Origin of the sequence: Paractinoplanes globisporus DSM 43857 (assembly GCF_000379645.1) — a bacterium.
In the GTDB taxonomy this organism is placed as follows: domain Bacteria; phylum Actinomycetota; class Actinomycetes; order Mycobacteriales; family Micromonosporaceae; genus Actinoplanes; species Actinoplanes globisporus.
The window spans coordinates 937,674-954,710 of record NZ_KB903294.1; the positions used below are offsets into that span (position 1 = coordinate 937,674).

16 protein-coding genes are annotated in these 17,037 nt (G+C 70.8%); 9 read left to right on the forward strand and 7 right to left on the reverse strand.

Going from position 1 to position 17,037, the window contains the following annotated elements:
- Window positions 1-8: 8 nt before the first annotated feature.
- From A3CQ_RS0104200 to A3CQ_RS0104220, 5 genes are all read right to left on the reverse strand, one after another.
- The gene (locus A3CQ_RS0104200; RefSeq protein ID WP_026205281.1) at window positions 9-584 is read right to left on the reverse strand and encodes an adenylate kinase; all 576 of its coding nucleotides are present in this window, start codon (window positions 582-584) and stop codon (window positions 9-11) included.
- 84 nt (window positions 585-668) lie between these two features.
- Window positions 669-1,445: a 2-keto-4-pentenoate hydratase gene (locus tag A3CQ_RS0104205; protein ID WP_020509661.1), complete on the reverse strand. Its 777-nt coding sequence runs from the start codon at window positions 1,443-1,445 to the stop codon at window positions 669-671.
- A complete protein-coding gene (locus A3CQ_RS0104210; RefSeq protein WP_020509662.1) occupies window positions 1,442-2,896 on the reverse strand; it encodes a flavin-containing monooxygenase in 1,455 nt (484 codons plus the stop codon). Before A3CQ_RS0104210 ends, A3CQ_RS0104205 begins: the two co-directional genes overlap by 4 nt.
- Before the next feature lie 2 nt (window positions 2,897-2,898).
- Window positions 2,899-3,366 (reverse strand): cupin domain-containing protein, encoded by a 468-nt coding sequence (locus A3CQ_RS0104215; RefSeq protein ID WP_020509663.1) that lies wholly within the window; start codon window positions 3,364-3,366, stop codon window positions 2,899-2,901.
- Between the two features lie 81 nt (window positions 3,367-3,447).
- Complete coding sequence (locus A3CQ_RS0104220) at window positions 3,448-4,215, reverse strand: IclR family transcriptional regulator (protein WP_020509664.1); 768 nt, start codon at window positions 4,213-4,215, stop codon at window positions 3,448-3,450.
- 38 nt (window positions 4,216-4,253) lie between these two features.
- Between A3CQ_RS0104220 and A3CQ_RS0104225 the strand changes: the two genes are divergently transcribed.
- From A3CQ_RS0104225 to A3CQ_RS51420, 5 genes are all read left to right on the forward strand, one after another.
- On the forward strand, window positions 4,254-4,976 hold the full coding sequence (locus A3CQ_RS0104225) for an SDR family oxidoreductase (protein ID WP_020509665.1): 723 nt from the start codon (window positions 4,254-4,256) through the stop codon (window positions 4,974-4,976).
- Window positions 4,976-5,458, forward strand: coding sequence for a cupin domain-containing protein (locus tag A3CQ_RS0104230; RefSeq protein ID WP_020509666.1), 483 nt, complete (start codon window positions 4,976-4,978; stop codon window positions 5,456-5,458). Before A3CQ_RS0104225 ends, A3CQ_RS0104230 begins: the two co-directional genes overlap by 1 nt.
- Window positions 5,455-6,321 carry an alpha/beta fold hydrolase gene (locus A3CQ_RS0104235; protein WP_020509667.1) on the forward strand — a complete coding sequence of 289 codons (867 nt, stop codon included), beginning with the start codon at window positions 5,455-5,457 and terminating at the stop codon, window positions 6,319-6,321. Before A3CQ_RS0104230 ends, A3CQ_RS0104235 begins: the two co-directional genes overlap by 4 nt.
- The gene (locus A3CQ_RS0104240) at window positions 6,318-7,250 is read left to right on the forward strand and encodes a DODA-type extradiol aromatic ring-opening family dioxygenase (RefSeq protein ID WP_020509668.1); all 933 of its coding nucleotides are present in this window, start codon (window positions 6,318-6,320) and stop codon (window positions 7,248-7,250) included. Before A3CQ_RS0104235 ends, A3CQ_RS0104240 begins: the two co-directional genes overlap by 4 nt.
- A gap of 108 nt (window positions 7,251-7,358) precedes the next feature.
- Window positions 7,359-10,211 carry a glycoside hydrolase family 3 C-terminal domain-containing protein gene (locus tag A3CQ_RS51420; protein ID WP_020509669.1) on the forward strand — a complete coding sequence of 951 codons (2,853 nt, stop codon included), beginning with the start codon at window positions 7,359-7,361 and terminating at the stop codon, window positions 10,209-10,211.
- 52 nt (window positions 10,212-10,263) lie between these two features.
- On the opposite strand, the gene A3CQ_RS0104250 is transcribed toward A3CQ_RS51420, so the two are convergent.
- Entirely contained in the window at window positions 10,264-10,866 is a 603-nt protein-coding gene (locus A3CQ_RS0104250) for a response regulator transcription factor (protein WP_342663639.1), read from the reverse strand.
- 35 nt (window positions 10,867-10,901) lie between these two features.
- On the reverse strand, window positions 10,902-12,860 hold the full coding sequence (locus A3CQ_RS51425; protein WP_157295272.1) for a sensor histidine kinase: 1,959 nt from the start codon (window positions 12,858-12,860) through the stop codon (window positions 10,902-10,904).
- Window positions 12,861-13,113: 253 nt separating this feature from the next.
- Here A3CQ_RS51425 and A3CQ_RS0104260 point away from each other — a divergent pair, with 253 nt between their 5' ends.
- From A3CQ_RS0104260 to A3CQ_RS0104275, 4 genes are all read left to right on the forward strand, one after another.
- A complete protein-coding gene (locus tag A3CQ_RS0104260; RefSeq protein ID WP_026205284.1) occupies window positions 13,114-14,556 on the forward strand; it encodes an MFS transporter in 1,443 nt (480 codons plus the stop codon).
- A 64-nt stretch (window positions 14,557-14,620) separates the two neighbouring features.
- Window positions 14,621-16,153, forward strand: a complete 1,533-nt coding sequence (locus A3CQ_RS0104265) for a DUF11 domain-containing protein (protein ID WP_020509673.1) — start codon at window positions 14,621-14,623, stop codon at window positions 16,151-16,153.
- Window positions 16,154-16,188: 35 nt separating this feature from the next.
- Window positions 16,189-16,314 carry a hypothetical protein gene (locus tag A3CQ_RS63550; protein ID WP_281171427.1) on the forward strand — a complete coding sequence of 42 codons (126 nt, stop codon included), beginning with the start codon at window positions 16,189-16,191 and terminating at the stop codon, window positions 16,312-16,314.
- Between the two features lie 131 nt (window positions 16,315-16,445).
- On the forward strand, window positions 16,446-17,030 hold the full coding sequence (locus tag A3CQ_RS0104275; RefSeq protein ID WP_020509674.1) for a hypothetical protein: 585 nt from the start codon (window positions 16,446-16,448) through the stop codon (window positions 17,028-17,030).
- Window positions 17,031-17,037 lie beyond the last annotated feature (7 nt).

Genomic DNA, 17,037 nt, shown 5'->3' on the forward strand with positions numbered 1-17,037 from the left:
GAAATAGTTCATCGGCTCAGTCCGAGGAGGTCCTTGATCTGGGCGTACACGTCATCGATCGGCCGGTCGGCGTCGACGGTCAGCAGGATGCCGCGCCCGCGGTAGTAGTCGATCAGGGGCCTGGTCTCGTCGTTGTAGACCGCCAGCCGGTGCTGGATCACGTCCAGGGTGTCGTCGGGCCGGCCCTGGGCCGAGGCCCGGTCGAGCAGACGGCGGATCAGCACGTCATCGGGCACGTCGAGCGAGACGACCGCGTGGAATTTCAGGTCCCGGTCGATGCCGAGCTCCCGGTAGGCACGCTGGGCCTGGGCCAGGGTCCGCGGGAATCCGTCGGCGACGAAGCCTCCGGTCTGCCTCATCGCCCGCACCGCGATCGGAATCATCAGGTCGAAGAGCAGGTCGTCGTCGACCAGGTCGCCGCGCGCCACGACACCGGCGAGCTTCCGGCCGAGAGGAGTGTCCGTCGCGATCGTGGCACGGAGCACATCACCGGAGGAGACGTGCTCAACCCCAAGTTCCTTTGCCAGCCGTACGCCATGGGTGCCCTTGCCGCTGCCCGGCGGCCCCAGCATGAGCAGTCTCAACCGATCCTCCAGCCACCGGAGCGGACCCCAAACCCTAACTCGGATGGTCCGGGCCGCCGCTGACCGGTCGAGCGGGGCCGAGCTTCAGAAGAAGACCGCGCGGACGCTGCCCAGCCCGGTGATCTCGGCGGACACCTCGTTGCCGGCCTCGACCGGGCGCATCGGCCCGAGCGCTCCGGAGAGCACGACCTGGCCGGCTCGCAGCGGATCGCCCAGTTCGCGCGCCGTCTCCGCCAGCCAGGCCACCGCCCGCAGCGGGTCGCCGAGGCAGGCGGCGCCGGTGCCGGTCGAGACCACCTCGCCGTCGAGCGTCATGGTCATCTCGGCGTCGACCGGCTCGAACCGCTCCAGCGGGGCCACCCGCTCGCCGAGCACGAACAGCCCGCTCGAGGCGTTGTCGGCCACGGTGTCGGCGAACGTGATGTCCCATTCCTCGATCCGGCTGTCCACGATCTCGAGGGCGGCCATCGCGTACGCGATCGCGGCCCTGACCCCGTCCGGACCGAGGCCCGGCTCGTCGAGGTCGCGGCCGAGGACGAAGGCGACTTCGGCCTCGGCCCGCGGCTGGAGCAGGCGCGCCATCGGGACCTTGGCGCCGTCGGCGTAGGCCATGTCCGCGAAAAGCACGCCGAAGTCCGGCCGGTCGACGCCCAGCTGCCGCTGCACCGCGGGCGAGGTCAACCCGATCTTGCGGCCGACGACGCGCGCGCCGGTCGCCAGCCGGGCCCGGGTCAGCCCGCGCTGGACGGCGTAGGCCGCGGTCACGTCGGACGGCCCGATCAGGTCCCGGACCGGCGCGCACGGCCGGTGCTCCTGGGCCGCGCGGCGCAGCCGGGCCGCGGCTTCGAGGACCGCGTTCATGCGTCCTCGAAGGCGGAGGACCGGGCCAGCAACGCCGGCAGGACACCCCGATAGGCCGACGGATCGACCGGGTTCAGCCAGTGCGACGCCCGCACCCCTTTGCCGATGTTGAGGTCGAGGTCGTTCAGCACCTCGTCGACGTTCTTGAGCGAGAACGGGATGATCTTCGTACCCCGGCAGTGGTGCCGGTCGGTGGCCTCGTCCATGAACGCCAGTTGCGCCTCGGCCCGGCGGCGCATCTCCTCCGGTGCGGGCAGCGGCACCGCGCCGGCCAGGTCGGCCGCGATCCAGACCGCGGCCATCTCGGCGTTGAGCGGGCTGAAGAACGACGAGTTGTAGCCGTTGAAGTAGAGCCCGTCCACGCCGATCGGGCGGATCTGCCGGTAGAGCACGAAGTTGCCGCGCTCGTCGAGGATCTGCCGTCGCACGTCCTCGTCCAGGAACGGCACGCCCTGCCGGAAGCCGGTCGCGCAGACGATCAGGTCGGCGGGCAGACGCGTACCGTCGGAAAGTTCGGCGGTCCGCTCGCCCAGGCGGACGATTGTCGTGTCTCGATGGACGACGATCCGGCCGGCCTCGACGCCCTCGAAGAATCCCTCGGTGGCCAGGCCGATCGCGCCCTTGACGATGCCCTCCATCGTGCCGCGCGGCACCAGGCCGAGCTTCTCGAGCTTGAACTGCCGCACCGACACCGACCCGACCGAGTTGAGCATGTTCCGGCGTACGGGGTTGCCCGGCCCGTGCAGGAACTTCTCGGCCCCGCGCAGGGTGTGGTAGCGGAACAGCGCCTCGCCCATCCGGGTCAGCAGCAGCATCTTGAAGTTGAGCACTCCCCCGATCCTGCGAGGTACCTTCCAGAGCAGTTGGCGGGCGATCACGTCGGTGCCGGCCGCGACCTCGCTCAGCGGGACGGTCACGTCGCAGGCCGACTTGCCGTAGCCCACGACGAGCACGTGCTTTCCGCGAGCGATCTCGGCGTCGTGCACATCGGTGCCGGCCATCACCTGGCCGCCGAACGCATCCTGCCCGGGAAAGACCGGCAGGTTGGGCTCGCAGAACACGCCGTTCGCGACCACCAGCCGGTCCACCGCCGCGGTCTCGCCGGTCGACAGCCGCAGGGTCCAGCCGCCGGGCCTTCGCGACACGTGCTCGACCCGGACCCCGAGACGCAGATGTGGCTCGACCTTGAATTCATGCGCGTACGCCTCGAGCCAGGCCTGGACCTGGGCGCCGGTCGGCCATTCGGGGTAGTCCCGGGGCATCGGGTAGTCGGAGAGGCCGTACGTCGCCTTCGCGCTCTGCGTGGTCAGCCCGGGGTAACGCCGGGTGCGGCTCCACACCCCGCCCACGTCCGGCGCCGAGTCGAAGACCACGACCTCGTGCCCCGCCTGCAGCAGAGTCTTGGCCGTGGCGAGCCCCGCGACGCCGGCGCCGATGATCCCGATCCGCATGGTCAATGCCCCCCGCCCGGCGGTAGCTGCGGCCGGATCCCGAACTCCTCCATGATCGGCTTGATGACCGAGAGCTCCTTGGGGCCCGGTGGCAGCTCGCCGAGCGCCTGGTAGTACGCCTCCAGGCCGGCCGGCGAGACCACCGAGATGACCCGGGCCTCGTCGCCGTACGGGTTGCGGAAGGTGTGCACGACGTTGCGCGGCAGGTAGAGGTAGTCGCCGAACTCGATGGTGTACTCCTCGCCGCCGAGCGAGACGTCGAGCCGGCCGGCGAGGCAGATGAACGACTCGTCCTCGCGGGTGTGCAGGTGCGCCGGCGGGCCGTTGGTCTCCGGCGGGATCGCGTACTCGAACAGTGAATAGGCGTCCCGGGTCGCCGACCCGTTGGCCTTCATCGTGATGTTCAGGCCGATCGCGGGGATCTGCGTCCCCTTGCGCGAGCTGAGCATGTAACCGTTGCCGAGGCTCACGGCTTCCTCCTCTTCGCCGGGGCTGGACCGCTGGCTCACAGCGTGCGGCCCGCCGCCGGAGCGCCCAAGGAACAGTCCCGCTCAGCGGGACGGAAAGCTGCTGTACGCCCGCGAAGTCGCCGCCGCCGCCAGGCGTACCGCAGGCCCGGCGCGGTCGGCGCGCACCAGCGCGGCCGGCCCGGTCACCGAGACGGCGGCCACCACCGCGCCCAGTGGCCCGAAGATGGGCGCGGCGACGCAGCTGATCCCGATGTTGCCCTCTTCCCGCTCCACCGCGAGCCCGCGATCGGGGATCGCGGCCAGCTCCCGGCGCAGCGCGGTGGCCGTGGTCATCGTCCGCGGGGTCCGCCGTGGCATCCCGGCGTCGATGACCGCCTGCACGGCCGGCTCGTCGCTGTAGGCCAGGATGGCCAGCCCGAGCGCCGAGCAGTGCGCCGGCAGCAGCGCCCCGACCTGGGACAGCATCGGCATCGGACGATGTCCGGTGATCTTCTCGACCAGCAGGACGTGGGCGCCGCTGAGCGTGCCCAGCTGCACCGTCATGCGGGTGGCGTGGTGCAGGTCCTGCAGGAACGGCAGCGCCGCCTCGCGCAGCTGGTGGCGCACCGGGGCGAGGCCGGAGAGCTCGAAGATGCGGTTGCCGATCCGGTAGCGCGCGGCCGGCTTGTCGAGCCAGCCCAGTTTCAGCATCTTGTCCGCGGTCCGGTGCGTGGTCGAGCGCGGCAGGCGGCAACGCGCCACCAGAGCGGCCAGGCTCAGCTCCCGGTGCTGTTCGTCGAAGGCGCCGAGGATCGCGGCGGCCCGGTCGAGACCGCCGAGGGATCCGGTGTCCCGCTCAGCGGGACTCACGGTAGGGCCCGCAGAGTCATGGCGGTCAGGCTAACCCCGTGACTTCCCGGAGAACAGCACTGATCGGCGGAGGCGGCTCGGGCATCGGGTTCGCCGCCGCGGAGTGCCTGGACGCCGCCGGCCACGACGTGATCCTGGCCGGCCGCCGCCTTGCCCCGCTCGAGAAAGCGGCCGCCGCGCTGGGCTCCGCCTCGGTCGTGCTGGATGTCGCGGTCGACTGTCCCGCGGTGGTGACGGAGGTCGACGTCCTGGTGCTCAACGCCGGCGGTCCGCCGCCGGGCCGAATCCTGGAAATCGACGACGACGGCTGGCAGAACGCCTTCGATCTGTTGCTGCGCGGGCCGCTGCGGCTGGCCCGGGCGGCCCTGCCGGCGATGGCCGGCCGCGGCTTCGGCCGGGTGATCTTCGTGACCTCGACCGCGGTCCGGCAGCCGCAGCCCGACCTGGCCACCAGCGTGGTGCTGCGGGCCGCGGTCACCAGCGCGGCCAAGCTGCTGTCCCGGGAGTACGCGGACCGCGGCGTCACCGTCAACTGTGTGGCGCCCGGCCCGACCACCACCGACCGCAGGCGCGAGGTCCTGGCCGCGCGTGGCGCCAACCTCGCCGAGCTCGACGCCGCCGACGTGGCGACCGTGCCGGCCGGACGTGCCGCGCGGCCCGCCGAGATCGGCGCGGCCGTCGCGTTCCTCGCCTCGGCGGCCGCAAGCTACGTCAACGGGACCGTGCTCACGGTCGACGGTGGCAGAACGGAGACTCCCTGATGTTTGATCTGGCCCAGTTCCTCGGCTCGATCTCGCCGGTGGTGCGGCCGAGCCAGGCCCGCCCGCTCGTGGTCCACGACGACGAGCTGGAGACGCTGCCGGCCGGCCAGGTGCACAACCCGAGCACCCTGCGGATCGCCGGGAAGCTGCCGACCGCCACCTTCGAGCTGTTCCGGCAGAGCATCCCGGCCGGCAAGAGCTCGGACATGCACCGGCACTACCACGAGACGGTGCACTTCGTGATCTCCGGGACCGGCCACACCGAGGTCGAGGACGAGGTCGTGCGGTGGGCGACGGGCGCGTTCGTCTACACGCCGCCGTGGACCTGGCACCGGCACTACAACGACTCGGCGGACGAGCCGGTCGAGTTCCTCACCATCGAGAACTCGCGCCTGCTGAGCAGCCTCGGGGTGGCCCGGCGGCAGAGCGCGGGGCTGGTCACCGTCGACGAAGCACGGGCGCGATTCAAGGAGGGTACGTGAGCCACATCAGCATCTGGGGCGAGCTGGCCACGGTGGACCACGAGCTGCGGCACGTCGACGTGGGCGGTGTGCGCACCCGCGTCCTGCAGGCCGGCCGCGGCCCCGATCTGGTCCTGCTGCACGGGACCGGCGGGCACCTCGAGGCGTACGCCCGGAACATCGGCGGACTGGCCCGGGACTTCCGGGTCACGGCGTACGACATGGTCGGGCACGGCTGGTCGGACACGCCGGACCGGCCGTACACCATCGATGTTCTTTCTGATCATTTGCTCGGCCTGCTCGACGCCCTCGGCATCGACCGCGCTCACCTCTCGGGCGAGTCGCTCGGCGGCTGGGTGGTGGCCTGGAGCGCCGCCCACCACCCGGACCGGGTCGACCGGCTGGTGCTCAACACCCCGGGCAACATCGCGAACAAGCCCGAGGTGATGGCCCGGATGCGGGACAGCACGATGGCGGCGGTCCGCGATCCCAGCGACGAGACCGTACGCCGGCGGGTGGAGTTCCTGTTCCACCACAAGGAGATGGTCACGGACGAGCTGGTGAACCTGCGCCGCGCGGTCTACAGCCGCCCCGGCTTCGTGCAGGCCATCACCAACACGCTGGTGCTGCAGGACCCGGCGGTGCGCAAGGACTTCGCCTGGGACCCGGCGTGGGTCGGCCGGATCACCGCGCCGACCCTGCTGCTGTGGACCGGCCACGACCCGACCGGCGGGCTGGACGAGGCCGAGATGCTGCTCGGCTGGCTGCCCGACGCACGACTGCACGTCATCACCGACGCCGGGCACTGGCCGCAGTGGGAGCAGGTCGGCGAGTACCTGCTCGCCCACCACGACTTCCTCGTGCACGGGAAGGACCCGGCATGAGCGAGATCATCGGGTTCGTCGGGATGTCGCACTCCCCGTTCGCCACCCTGCTGCCGCCGTCCGCCGCCGGCACCGCGGGCGCCCGGTTCCTCGCCGACGCGCGGCGGGTCGCGGCCGCGGTCACCCGGCTGGCGCCCGAGGCGGTGGTGGTGATCGGGCCGGACCATTTCCACGCCAACTTCTACGACCAGATGCCACCGTTCGTGCTCGGCGTCGAGGCCGCCACCGGGTTCGGCGACTTCGGCAGCACCGAGGGGCCGCTGCCGGTCGCGGCCGGGCTCGCGTGGGCCGTCCGCGACGGGCTGGACGAGGCCGGCTTCGACGTCACCCTTTCCTACGCGCTCACCGTCGACCACGGCGTCGTCCAGAGCTACGAGATGGCCACCGGAGGGCACTCGGTGCCGGTGGTCCCGCTGGTGCTCAACACCGCCGCGCCGCCGCTGCCCTCGCTCGGCCGTTGTGTGGCGCTCGGGCGAGCACTCGGCGACGCGATCCGGCGCTCCCCCGGCCCCGGACGCGTCCTCGTCGTCGCCAGCGGCGGCCTCTCGCACTGGTTGCCCTCCAACGACCCTCGCGATCCCTCGGTGGTGGGCGAACGCCGGGACTCGCTGATCCACGGCCGGCGAGACGCCCGCGCCTTCGCGGCGGTCCGGGAGCCTCGCGTACGGGCGATGGCCGGCGACCCGGACGCGCCCGTGAACGCGGAATGGGACCGCTGGTTCCTCGGACAGCTGCGGACGCTCGACCTCGGCCCGATCGTCGCGCTCGGCCACGAGAGACTCGAGCACCAGGCGGGCAGCGGCGGCCACGAGGTGCGGACCTGGCTGGTCGGGCACGCGGCAACCGGGCTCCCGCTGGTGTGGGACAGCTACGAGCCCGTGCCGGAGTGGATCACGGGTATGGGCATCGGCACCACGTTCCCGGTCTAGGTTCCGGAGGCCTCCGGACTTCCATCAGAGCATGAAAGAAGACATGCTGGAAGTCACCACCGTCGATTCCCCGTCGACGTGCCTCCCCTATCCCCCGGGAGTTTCCCCGTGTTCCGACAACGATTCGCGGCGGTCGTGGCCACCGTGCTGGCCGCCACCGTCCTCTACTCATCCCCCGCCCGAGCCGCCGACCCACCCTGGATGGACACCTCCCTGACGGCCGCGGCGCGAGCCGATCTGCTGCTCGCCGCGATGACTCAGGCCGAGAAGCTGACCATGATGCACGGCGGCGGGTCGTGCGGCTACGCCGGCTGCGTACCGGCCAACACCCGTCTCGGCATCCCCGCGCTGCGGCTGCAGGACGGCCCGGTCGGCGTCGGCGACGGCGCCACCGGCGTCACCCAGCTCGCCGCTCCGGTCGCCGGCGCGGCGACCTGGGACACCGCCCTGATGAAGCAGTACGGCAGCACGCTGGGCGCCGAGCAGTGGGGCAAGGGCACCAACGTCGTGCTGGCGCCGACCATCAACATCGTCCGCGATCCCCGGTGGGGCCGTGCGTTCGAGTCGTTCGGCGAGGACCCCTACCTGGCCGGGCAGATGGGCGCCGCCGACATTCAGGGCATCCAGAGCCAGGGGCCGATGGCCCAGGTCAAGCACTACGCCGTCTACAACCAGGAGTCCTACCGCAACAGCTCCGCCGACAACGCGATCGTCTCCGACCGGGCCGTACGGGAGATCTACCTGCCGGCGTTCGAGACGTCGGTGAAGCAGGGCGGCGCCGACTCGGTGATGTGCTCGTACTCGGCGATCAACGGGCCGTTCGCGTGCGAGAACGGGCCGCTGCAGAATCAGATCCTCAAGGGCGACTGGGGCTTCCACGGCTTCATCACCTCGGACTGGGGAGCCACCCACTCGACGGTCGCCTCGGCCAACAACGGGCTCGACATGGAGATGCCGGGCAGCACCTACTACGGCAATGGACTGACCACCGCGGTGGCCAATGGTCAGGTGTCCCAGGCGACCATCGACGACCACGTGCGGCGCATTCTCACCTCGATGTTCCAGCGCGGGCTTTTCGACCGTACGCAGAGCGGCACCATGGCGAGCGTGGTGACCTCGGCGGCGCACACCGCGCTGACCCGGCAGGTCGCCGCCGACGGCAGCGTGCTGCTGAAGAACAGCAACGCCGTCCTGCCCGTGCCCGCCACGACGAAGAGCATCGCCGTGGTGGGAACCGGAGGCGGCAGCGCGCCGATGTACCAGGGCGGCGGCAGCGCGGGCGTCAACGCGTCCGGCTCGGTCAGCCCCTACCAGGGCATCGTGAACCGGGCCGGCAGCGGGATCAGCGTGACCTATTCGCCGGGGACCGCCGGCGCCGGCATCACCGGGCTCGCCGGCCGGTGCATCGACGTGGCGGCCGCGAGCACCGCCAACGGCACCGCGATCCAGCTGTACGACTGCAACGGCACCAACGCGCAGTCCTGGACCGTCGCGTCGGACGGCAGCCTGCGGGCGCTCGGCAAATGCATGGACGTGACCGGCGCCGGCACCACCGACGGCACCAAGATCCAGCTGTACGACTGCAACGGTTCCGCCGCACAGAAGTGGACCGCGACCAACGGGACCCTGGTCAGCACCGGCTCCGGCAAGTGCCTGACCGCGACCGCCTCGACCAACGGCACCCAGCTGACGATCGGCACCTGCAACGGCGCGGCCGGCCAGCAGTGGAAACTGCCGAGCGGGGCCGGCCACGACCAGGCCGTGGCCGCCGCCCGGGCCGCCGATCTGGCCGTGGTGTTCGTGAACAAGTTCGAGTCCGAGGGCAGCGACCTGTCCGACATCAGCCTGCCCGCCGACCAGAACCAGCTGGTGGCCGACGTGGCCGCGGCCAACCCGAACACGGTCGTGGTGGTCAACAGCGGGTCCGCGGTCGCGATGCCGTGGGCCGGCGCGGTCCGCGGCATCATCGAGGCCTGGTACCCCGGCCAGGAGTACGGCAACGCGCTGGCGTCGCTGCTGTTCGGCGATGTCGACCCGTCGGGCAAACTGCCCGTGACCTTCCCGGCGTCGCTGGCCGACGTGCCCGCGCGCACCGCGGCCCAGTGGCCGGGACAGAACAACACCGTGCAGTACTCGGAGGGCATCGGCGTCGGGTATCGCTGGTATGACAAGCAGAACATCACACCCGCATACCCCTTCGGCTTCGGCCTGTCCTACACCACGTTCGCGTACGCCAACCTGGCGGTCGGTGCGCCGGACACCTCGGGCAACGTCGCCGTCTCGTTCGATGTCACCAACGCCGGCACGCGTACCGGCGCCGAGGTGCCTCAGGTGTATGTCGGTCAGCCGTCGTCCACTGGCGAGCCGCCGAAGAACCTGCGCGGCTTCGCGAAGGTCAGTCTCACGCCGGGGCAGACCCAGAGGGTCACCGTCACCCTGGACGCCCGCAGCTTCCAGTACTGGAACAGCGCCTGGACAACCGCTGCCGGGACCAACCAAATAATGGTCGGCGCGTCCTCCCGCGACATCCGCCTCACCGGCGCGGTGACCATCGGCTCGTCGAGCTCGGTGCCGCTGAGCCGTACCGGCTGGATCGCGACCGCCTCGCCCTCCAGCACCACCGACGTCCCGGCCCGGATGCTGGACGGCAACTCGAGCACCCGCTGGAGCTCGGGCACGCCGATGACCAATGGAAATACCATCACGCTCGACCTGGCGTCGGCCCGTACGTTCAGCAAGGTGGTGATGGACTCGGGCGGCAGCGCCTCCGACTACGCCCGCGGCTACCGCATCGACGTGTCGCCGGACGGAAGCACCTGGCGCACCGTCGCCACGGGCGCCGGCACCGCCGCCGTGGTCACCGCCACGACCGGCAGTCAGACCGCCCGCTACCTGCGAATCGTGCAGACCGGATCGGCGTCCTCCTGGTGGTCGATAGCCGAACTCAACCTGTACTCCTGACGTGCCCCACCCGCGGCGCGGCCTCGGTCGCGCCGCGGGCCCACCCGGGCCGCTACAGCCATCCCGCTTCGGTGGCGATCCGGATGGCGTCGACGCGGTTCCGGGCGGCGAGTTTGGCCATGGCGGAGGCGAGGTAGTTACGGACCGTGCCGTAGGACAGGAACAGCTCCGCCGCGATCTCCCTGGGCTCCGCCCCGGCCGCGTACCGCTGGAGGACCGCGGTCTCCCGGGGCGTCAGCGGGGTCGGCCTTTGCTGAAGCGCGGCCGCGGCGGACGTGGGATCGATGACCGGCTCGCCCGCGGCGACCCGCCGGATCGCCGCGATCAGGTCGGCGGCCGGAGTGTCCTTCAGGAGGAACCCCCTGGCACCCGCGTCGAGCGCGGCGCGCAGGTTGCTGGGGCGAGCCAGGCCGGTAAGGATCAGGACCGCGCAGCCGGGGACCCGGTGGCTCAGTTCGGCGGTGGCGGTGATGCCGTCCACCCGGGGAAGGTCGATGTCGACCACGGCCACGTCGGGGTGGTGTTCCAGCGCGGCCGGGACGATGCGGTCGCCCGACGACACTTCCGCCACCACGTCGAGATCGTCCTGCAGTTGCAGCAGCGCGGACAGGGTTTCGCGCAGGATGCCGGTGTCCTCGGCGATCAGAACTCGCACCACAGTCTCCCCCTGGTTCTGCCTGCGCGCCGACGTCATCCCGGCACGGCGGGCAGCTCGACCATCATGACGAAGGTGCCACCGCTGCGTCGCGTGGTCAGGACGCCGCCGCATCCGGTGACGCGGGTCCGCAGGTTGTCCAGGCCATGGCCGGTCCCGTTCGGCGACAGGGGTGCCGAGACAGCGCCGTCGTTGCTGACCCGGAGGCGAACCAGGCCGTCCTCGGACTCGACGGTGATCGCGCATTGCCGCGCCTGGCTGTGGCGGAGGATGTTGGTGATCGCTTCCCGCAGGACGATGGCGAGGACGTTGTCCACAGCCTGCGGCACGGCCCGGTCGACCCCGGTGACGCGTACGTGGATCGCCGCTGACGCGAGCACGTCGGTCGCGAGTCCCAGTTCGGTGTCGAGGGACAGCCGTGGGCGCTCACCGGCGATCCGGGCGGTGTCGGAGCGTACGGTGGCGCAGACGTGGAGCAGTTCGCCGATCTCGCGGGCCGCCCGGGCGTCGTCGGGTCCGATCAACGCCCCGATCAGGTCGGACTTCAGCGCGAGGGTGGACAGCCCGAGCCCGAGCAGGTCGTGGGTGTCACGCGCCAGGCGCAGCCGCTCCCGTACCGCCGCGACGGCGGCCAGGTCCTCGCGGCGGTCGGCGAGGCGAACCGCCAGTCCCGCCAGACGGGACAGCCCGTACGCCATCAGACCGAAGCTGGCGCTGATGGCGGCGGTGTAAACGGCTCTGATGGCGACCGTGGGGGTCGACGGGCTCTCGCCGGACGCCAGCAGGATGAATAGGGCCGACACGCTGACCACGGCCGCGCCGAACCATATCCACCGCCAGGTTCCCGGCAGCAACAGCAGCCCGGACGCGGCGAGGAAGGCGACGAATATCAGTCCCAGGGAACCCACGAGCGGGACCTGGAGGTAGGTCAGAACGGCCAGCAGCGCCAGGGTGTACGGCCAGTACCGAGGTTTGCCGCGACCGGTCCCGGCGCCGGAGTGGTACCACTGCACGGCCATAATGCCCAGCGAGACGACCACGGCCACGAGCAGGGCGGTGGCGACGTGCTGTCGCGGCCGGCCCGATGGCATGGTGACGTTGAGCAGGTTCTGCGCGGCGAACAGCGCCACGACGGTGACGAGCACGGCACGTGCGGTACGCGGGGCCGTCGTCGTGTGCGACGGCTCGTACGGGGTGATGCCGCGGTCCGGGTCGGCGGCGTGCAGGCGCCGGCTTTCGGCCGCGGCCTGCCGGGCGATGACGCCGGCCGCCGCGACCTCGCCCCGGGCGTCTTCCGGTGTCGCCGACAGCCACCGGAGAGCGGCCCGGGCGTGCTGGGCCACCTGTTGAATCCGGTCCCCGATCAAGCGTCGCAGTTGTTCCTGCGTGGCCAGGCGTTCCCGGTCAACCGCGGCCGTCGCCAGTTCCTCCTGCGCGGCACCCAGGTCGCGCACCAACTGGGACAGCCGGGAAAGGCCGAACAGCCCCAGCGCGACGTCGGCGAACGCGACGACCACCCAGACTCCGGCGTTGATCGCGGGCCGGTACGGAACCCCGACGACCTCCACCCACAGCGTCGCTTCCAAGGCCAGCAACCCGCCCAGCAGGAGCCAGGACCGCGGCGCCGGAATCAATACCAGGACCAGGCCACCGAGCAGGCCGGACAAACCGGCCACCCAGCCGTTGCCGAACAGGACGAACGGTACGTAGGTCAGCAATGCCTGGCCCGCGAGCAGCCACCAGCGCCACCGGGTCCAGGCGTGGCGCGCGACCCCGCTCACGTACCAGACCGGCAGCACGAAAAGGGCAGCGACGAACGGCAAGTACCCGAACGTGTGGTGCACTGCCGCGTCGGCGCACCGGGCGAGCAGAAGAGTGCCCAGGAAACCAAGCGAAACCAGGCGGGTCCGGGTGACATCGGGACCCACCCCGCGCGGGTCATCGGAAGGCGTGAGCGTTTCGCGCTGCGAACCGGGCGCGCTCACGACTGTCACGCCGTCCGAGTCTAGGTGGGCGCGGCGCCCTGGCCGCTGTGCAGATTGCACGTCTTCGATTGCGGACCGCACCTGAACCGGTGCGTCGCGCACTACCGCGGCCAAGCGGCGGAAATGCACTGTGCTTGCTGAACGGCCGGATCAATTCGCCAAGAAATTCCGCAAGCGGTGTCGGTTGCGGTCCGGGGTGTTCGTAGCAGGGACGAGGCCGCCCACGAGGGGCGCCCGAGCGTAGAACGGAAGAGCCTTCCTCATGACTATCTTGACGGAACCGGGCCCGGTCACCACACCCCGCTCCAGCCGCCTGTTGTGGGCGATCCTGGCGCTGGTGCTGCTGGCCGACGCCCTCGACGTGATCGATGCGACAGTCACGAACATCGCCGCCCCCACCATCGCCCGGGAGCTGAACGGCGGTGAGAGTTTGATCAAGTGGTTGGGAACGGCGTACATGCTCGCCATGGGCGTCCTGCTCGTGGTCGGCGGACGGCTGGGCGACAAGTACGGTCAGCGCCGGCTTTTCCTGATCGGCATCAGCGGGTTCACCCTGGCCTCGGCGGTCGCCGGGTTCTCGCCCGACCCAACCCTGCTCATCGTGGCCCGGGTCGCTCAGGGAGCGTTCGGCGCTCTGCTCATCCCGCAAGGCATGTCGATCATGATGAAGGCGTTCGGCCCCGACCTGCTCGCCAAGGCGTTCGGGCTGTTCGGCCCCGTTCTCGGTCTCGCCAGCGTCGGCGGTCCGGTCCTGGCCGGATTCGTCATCGGCGCCGACCTGTTCGGTCTGTCCTGGCGCCCGATCTTCCTGATCAACGTCATCCTCGGTGGCGTGGGACTGGTCGTAGCGGCCAGGATCCTGCCGCGTGACGACGACGGCGACCGGTCTGTCGTCGTCGACGGCTGGGGCTCCGGCCTGCTCGCGGTCACCATGATCGGGCTGTTGTACGGCCTGATCGGCGGCTCGACCAATGGTTGGACCGCCGTTCCCGTCGCCTCCATGGCCGCCGGCGTCCTGTTCTTCGCCGCCTTCGCCTACCGTCAGCGCACCGCGACCCACCCGCTCATCACGCCCTCGCTCCTGCGGAACCGGGGCTTCACCTCCGGAATGCTCGTGGGCCTGATCGGCTTCGCCGCCGGCACCGGCCTGATCTTCGTGCTCTCGCTGTTCATGCAGGAGGGGTTGCACGCCGGCCCGCGGGACGCCTCGCTCGGCCTGGTGCCGCTCACCCTGGGCATCATCGTCTCCGCGTTCGCCGCCATGGGTGGCCTGGTCGCCAAGCTCGGTCGCCGGCTCGTCGTCATCGGCCTCGTCGTCGTCCTCGCCGGTTGTGGCTGGGTCCTGGCCCTTGTCGATCGCTCGGGGACGAACCTCGGCCTCTGGGCGCTGGCCCCGGCGCTGTTCGTCATCGGCATCGGCATCGGCCTCTGCTTCGGCACGATCCCCACCGTCGCTCTCGGCAACGCGAGCCCCGACGAGGCCGGCAGTGCCAGCGGCTCGCTCAGCTCGATCCAGCAGCTCTCGTCGGCGATCGGTTCGGCCGGGGTCACCACGATCTTCTTCCAGGCCGCCGCCTCCGGATTCGGTCACGCGATGAAGGTCAGTCTGATCGTCGTTCTGGCCGTCACCGCCCTCAGCCTCCCGGTCGTCGCCCTGATGCCCCGCGAGGCCCCGGCCGGACCTCCGGGAGGGGCAGCGGAGTGATGACCGTACGTCTAAACTCCGGGTCCACTCCATGCCAGCGGAGGTCACGGGGAGGTCCCGCACCATGCATCGCTCGTTCGGCCGGCGTTTGCTCATCGTCGCCGCGGCGGCCATCGCGGTCGGCTCGGCATTCGCCGCGCCCGCGAATGCCGCCCTGATTTCCGTCAAGATGTTCCTGCCCGACGTCCTGGTCGGGGCCGGAGCCTCGGCCGACATACACCCGATCGTCGTCGGCGGCTCGCACTATCCCATCAGCTCGAGAATGGACTACGAGCTCTCCGGCGACCTCGAGGGCGTCCGGCTCGCCGCCCCCGAGGACAACGGCCTGGAGTGCACCAGCGACGGCCCGCGAAAGCTCACCTGCGCCGCCACGCCCACCCAACCCGGAGATCCGTTCGGCTACGCCGAGCAGCATGCCGTGATCGCCGCCGACCCGTCGGCACTCGGGGGGACCGGGAAGCTCACCATGAGTCTCTCGGCCGGATCCATCCACCCGGTCAGCCTCACCGTTGATGTCTCGGTCGTCGACGGCGTCGATCTGACCGCCGGCGGCTCGTCGACGATCAGCGTCAAGCCGGGTGCGACGTTCGACGCCCCGTTGCAGGTCCACAACAACACCGACAAAGTCGTGCACGGGGCCGCGGTCACCGTGGACGCCGCCTACGCGTTCACGGCCGGGAAGCAGTTCAGCAACTGTCTCTACCTCGACGGCCAGTCCAACTCCTGCGTCTTCGACCAGGATCTGGAGCCCGGCGCCACCTACGAGGTCACCCTGCCCTTCCGGCCACGGCCGGACACGTACGCGCCCGGCAAGGTCGTCGGGGATTTCGAGTGGCTCACCACGGACGACTACCAGAACCTGATCAAGTTCCTGAAGGACAACGGCCTCGACGGTCCCGGCACCCCCGGCACCGGCCCGAAGCTGGAGCTGAAGCGGACGGGCACGGTCGGCTCGCTGGCCCGGCAGACGGACACCAATCCCGCCGACAACACGCAGTCGCTGACCGTCAACGTCACCGGCAAGCAGGGCGCCGACCTCGCCGCCGTCGGCGCGACCGCGTCCGGCGCCGCCGGCACCACCGTCACCCTGCCGATCGGCGTCCGCAACAACGGCCCGGCCACGCTGGAACTCCCGGCTGGAAACGCCATCGGGGTCCACATCACGTTCCCGGCCGGCACCGAAGTCGTCGCCGAGCCGGACGTCGCCGTCACGCCGGGCGGCTGCTACCAGCAGACCGGCACACCGCACGTCACGTATGTCTGCTACACGGGCGAGTTTGCCCCGTTCGTGGCCAAGACGACCATCACCTTGAAGTTCCAGGTGAAGATCACCAAGGTCATCGCCAACGCGGAGGGATCGGTCGAGGTCGACGACAGCTTCAACTTCAGCAAGGACATCAACCCGGCCAACAACGTCGCGAAGATCGTCCTGAACCCGGCCACGGGCGGCGGCACCGGCGGCGAAGGTGGGGGCGAAGGCCTTCCGATCACCGGCCCGCAGACCGCCCTGATCGGCGGCGCCGGCACCGGACTCGTGGCCGTCGGCCTGGTCGGCTTCGTCCTGGCCCGCCGGCGCCGGACCCGCTTCGAGGCCTGACCTTCCCTTCGACGAAACGAGCGGACCGACCGGCCGTGAAGGTTCTTCCCGTTACGGCGGGCGTCCTCGTACTGGCGCTGTCGGTCTGCTCGTCGGCCGGGGATGCCGCGGTCCGCCCCTCCGCGGCATCCCCGGTCCTGGAGTTCTCGGCGCGCGAGTGAGCTGCTGAGGGAGCAGCAGCGCGCCCTGCTGGCCGGCGACGAGCAGAAATGGCTGGCGCCGGTCGATCCCGGGCGGCCCGACCTGGTCGCGCGGTACCGCGGGATGTTCCGGCCGGCAGCGAATCACGTCGATGAGCATCGAGCCGCCGACCGGGCACACCCTCGACCCGGTGCCGTGGGAGGAGCAGGACCTGGTCGTTCGCGCCGGTTCCCGGGTCGTCGTGGCCGGCCCCCGGAGCGAGGAGAAGAACCTCGACCGTGTGCTGGCCATCGCCGAGCGGGCGGCGAAGCTCAACGACCGGTTCGCCGCGATCGAGGAGAATCCGCAGCCGCGGTACCGGGTCTACCTCGCCGACGACAAGGCGTGGCGGCGCTGGTTCGCCAAGGCCGGCACCAGCAGCGCGGTCGGCTACACCATCGGGATCGGCGGGCAGGACAGTGAAGTGGTCCTGCGGATGGACGAGTTGCTACGCGACCAGCGCGAGCTGATCGTGACCGTGAAGCACGAGATGGGTCACGTGGTCACCCTGAGCGGCCAGAACGCGCGGACGGCCGACGACATGTGGCTGGCCGGTGAGCCTGCGGCAGGGGCTCGGCTACGAGAACGCGTCCCGCAAGGTCATCGGCGAGCCCTTCACGACTGTCGACAAAACGTGCGTGGGGTGGATTCGCAAACAGGTCGGCTGACTACTCACCTGGTCCGGCCATTTGCGTAGGCCGAAA

Bases quoted from the DNA above. Each gene is read 5' to 3' on its own strand.
- A3CQ_RS0104205 (WP_020509661.1), bottom strand. From the start codon at position 1,445: ATGAACGCGGTCCTCGAAGCCGCGGCCCGGCTGCGCCGCGCGGCCCAG.
- A3CQ_RS0104210 (WP_020509662.1), bottom strand. From the start codon at position 2,896: ATGCGGATCGGGATCATCGGCGCCGGCGTCGCGGGGCTCGCCACGGCC.
- A3CQ_RS0104230 (WP_020509666.1), top strand. From the start codon at position 4,976: ATGTTTGATCTGGCCCAGTTCCTCGGCTCGATCTCGCCGGTGGTGCGG.
- A3CQ_RS0104240 (WP_020509668.1), top strand. From the start codon at position 6,318: ATGAGCGAGATCATCGGGTTCGTCGGGATGTCGCACTCCCCGTTCGCC.
- A3CQ_RS0104260 (WP_026205284.1), top strand. From the start codon at position 13,114: ATGACTATCTTGACGGAACCGGGCCCGGTCACCACACCCCGCTCCAGC.
- A3CQ_RS0104265 (WP_020509673.1), top strand. From the start codon at position 14,621: ATGCATCGCTCGTTCGGCCGGCGTTTGCTCATCGTCGCCGCGGCGGCC.
- A3CQ_RS0104275 (WP_020509674.1), top strand. From the start codon at position 16,446: ATGAGCATCGAGCCGCCGACCGGGCACACCCTCGACCCGGTGCCGTGG.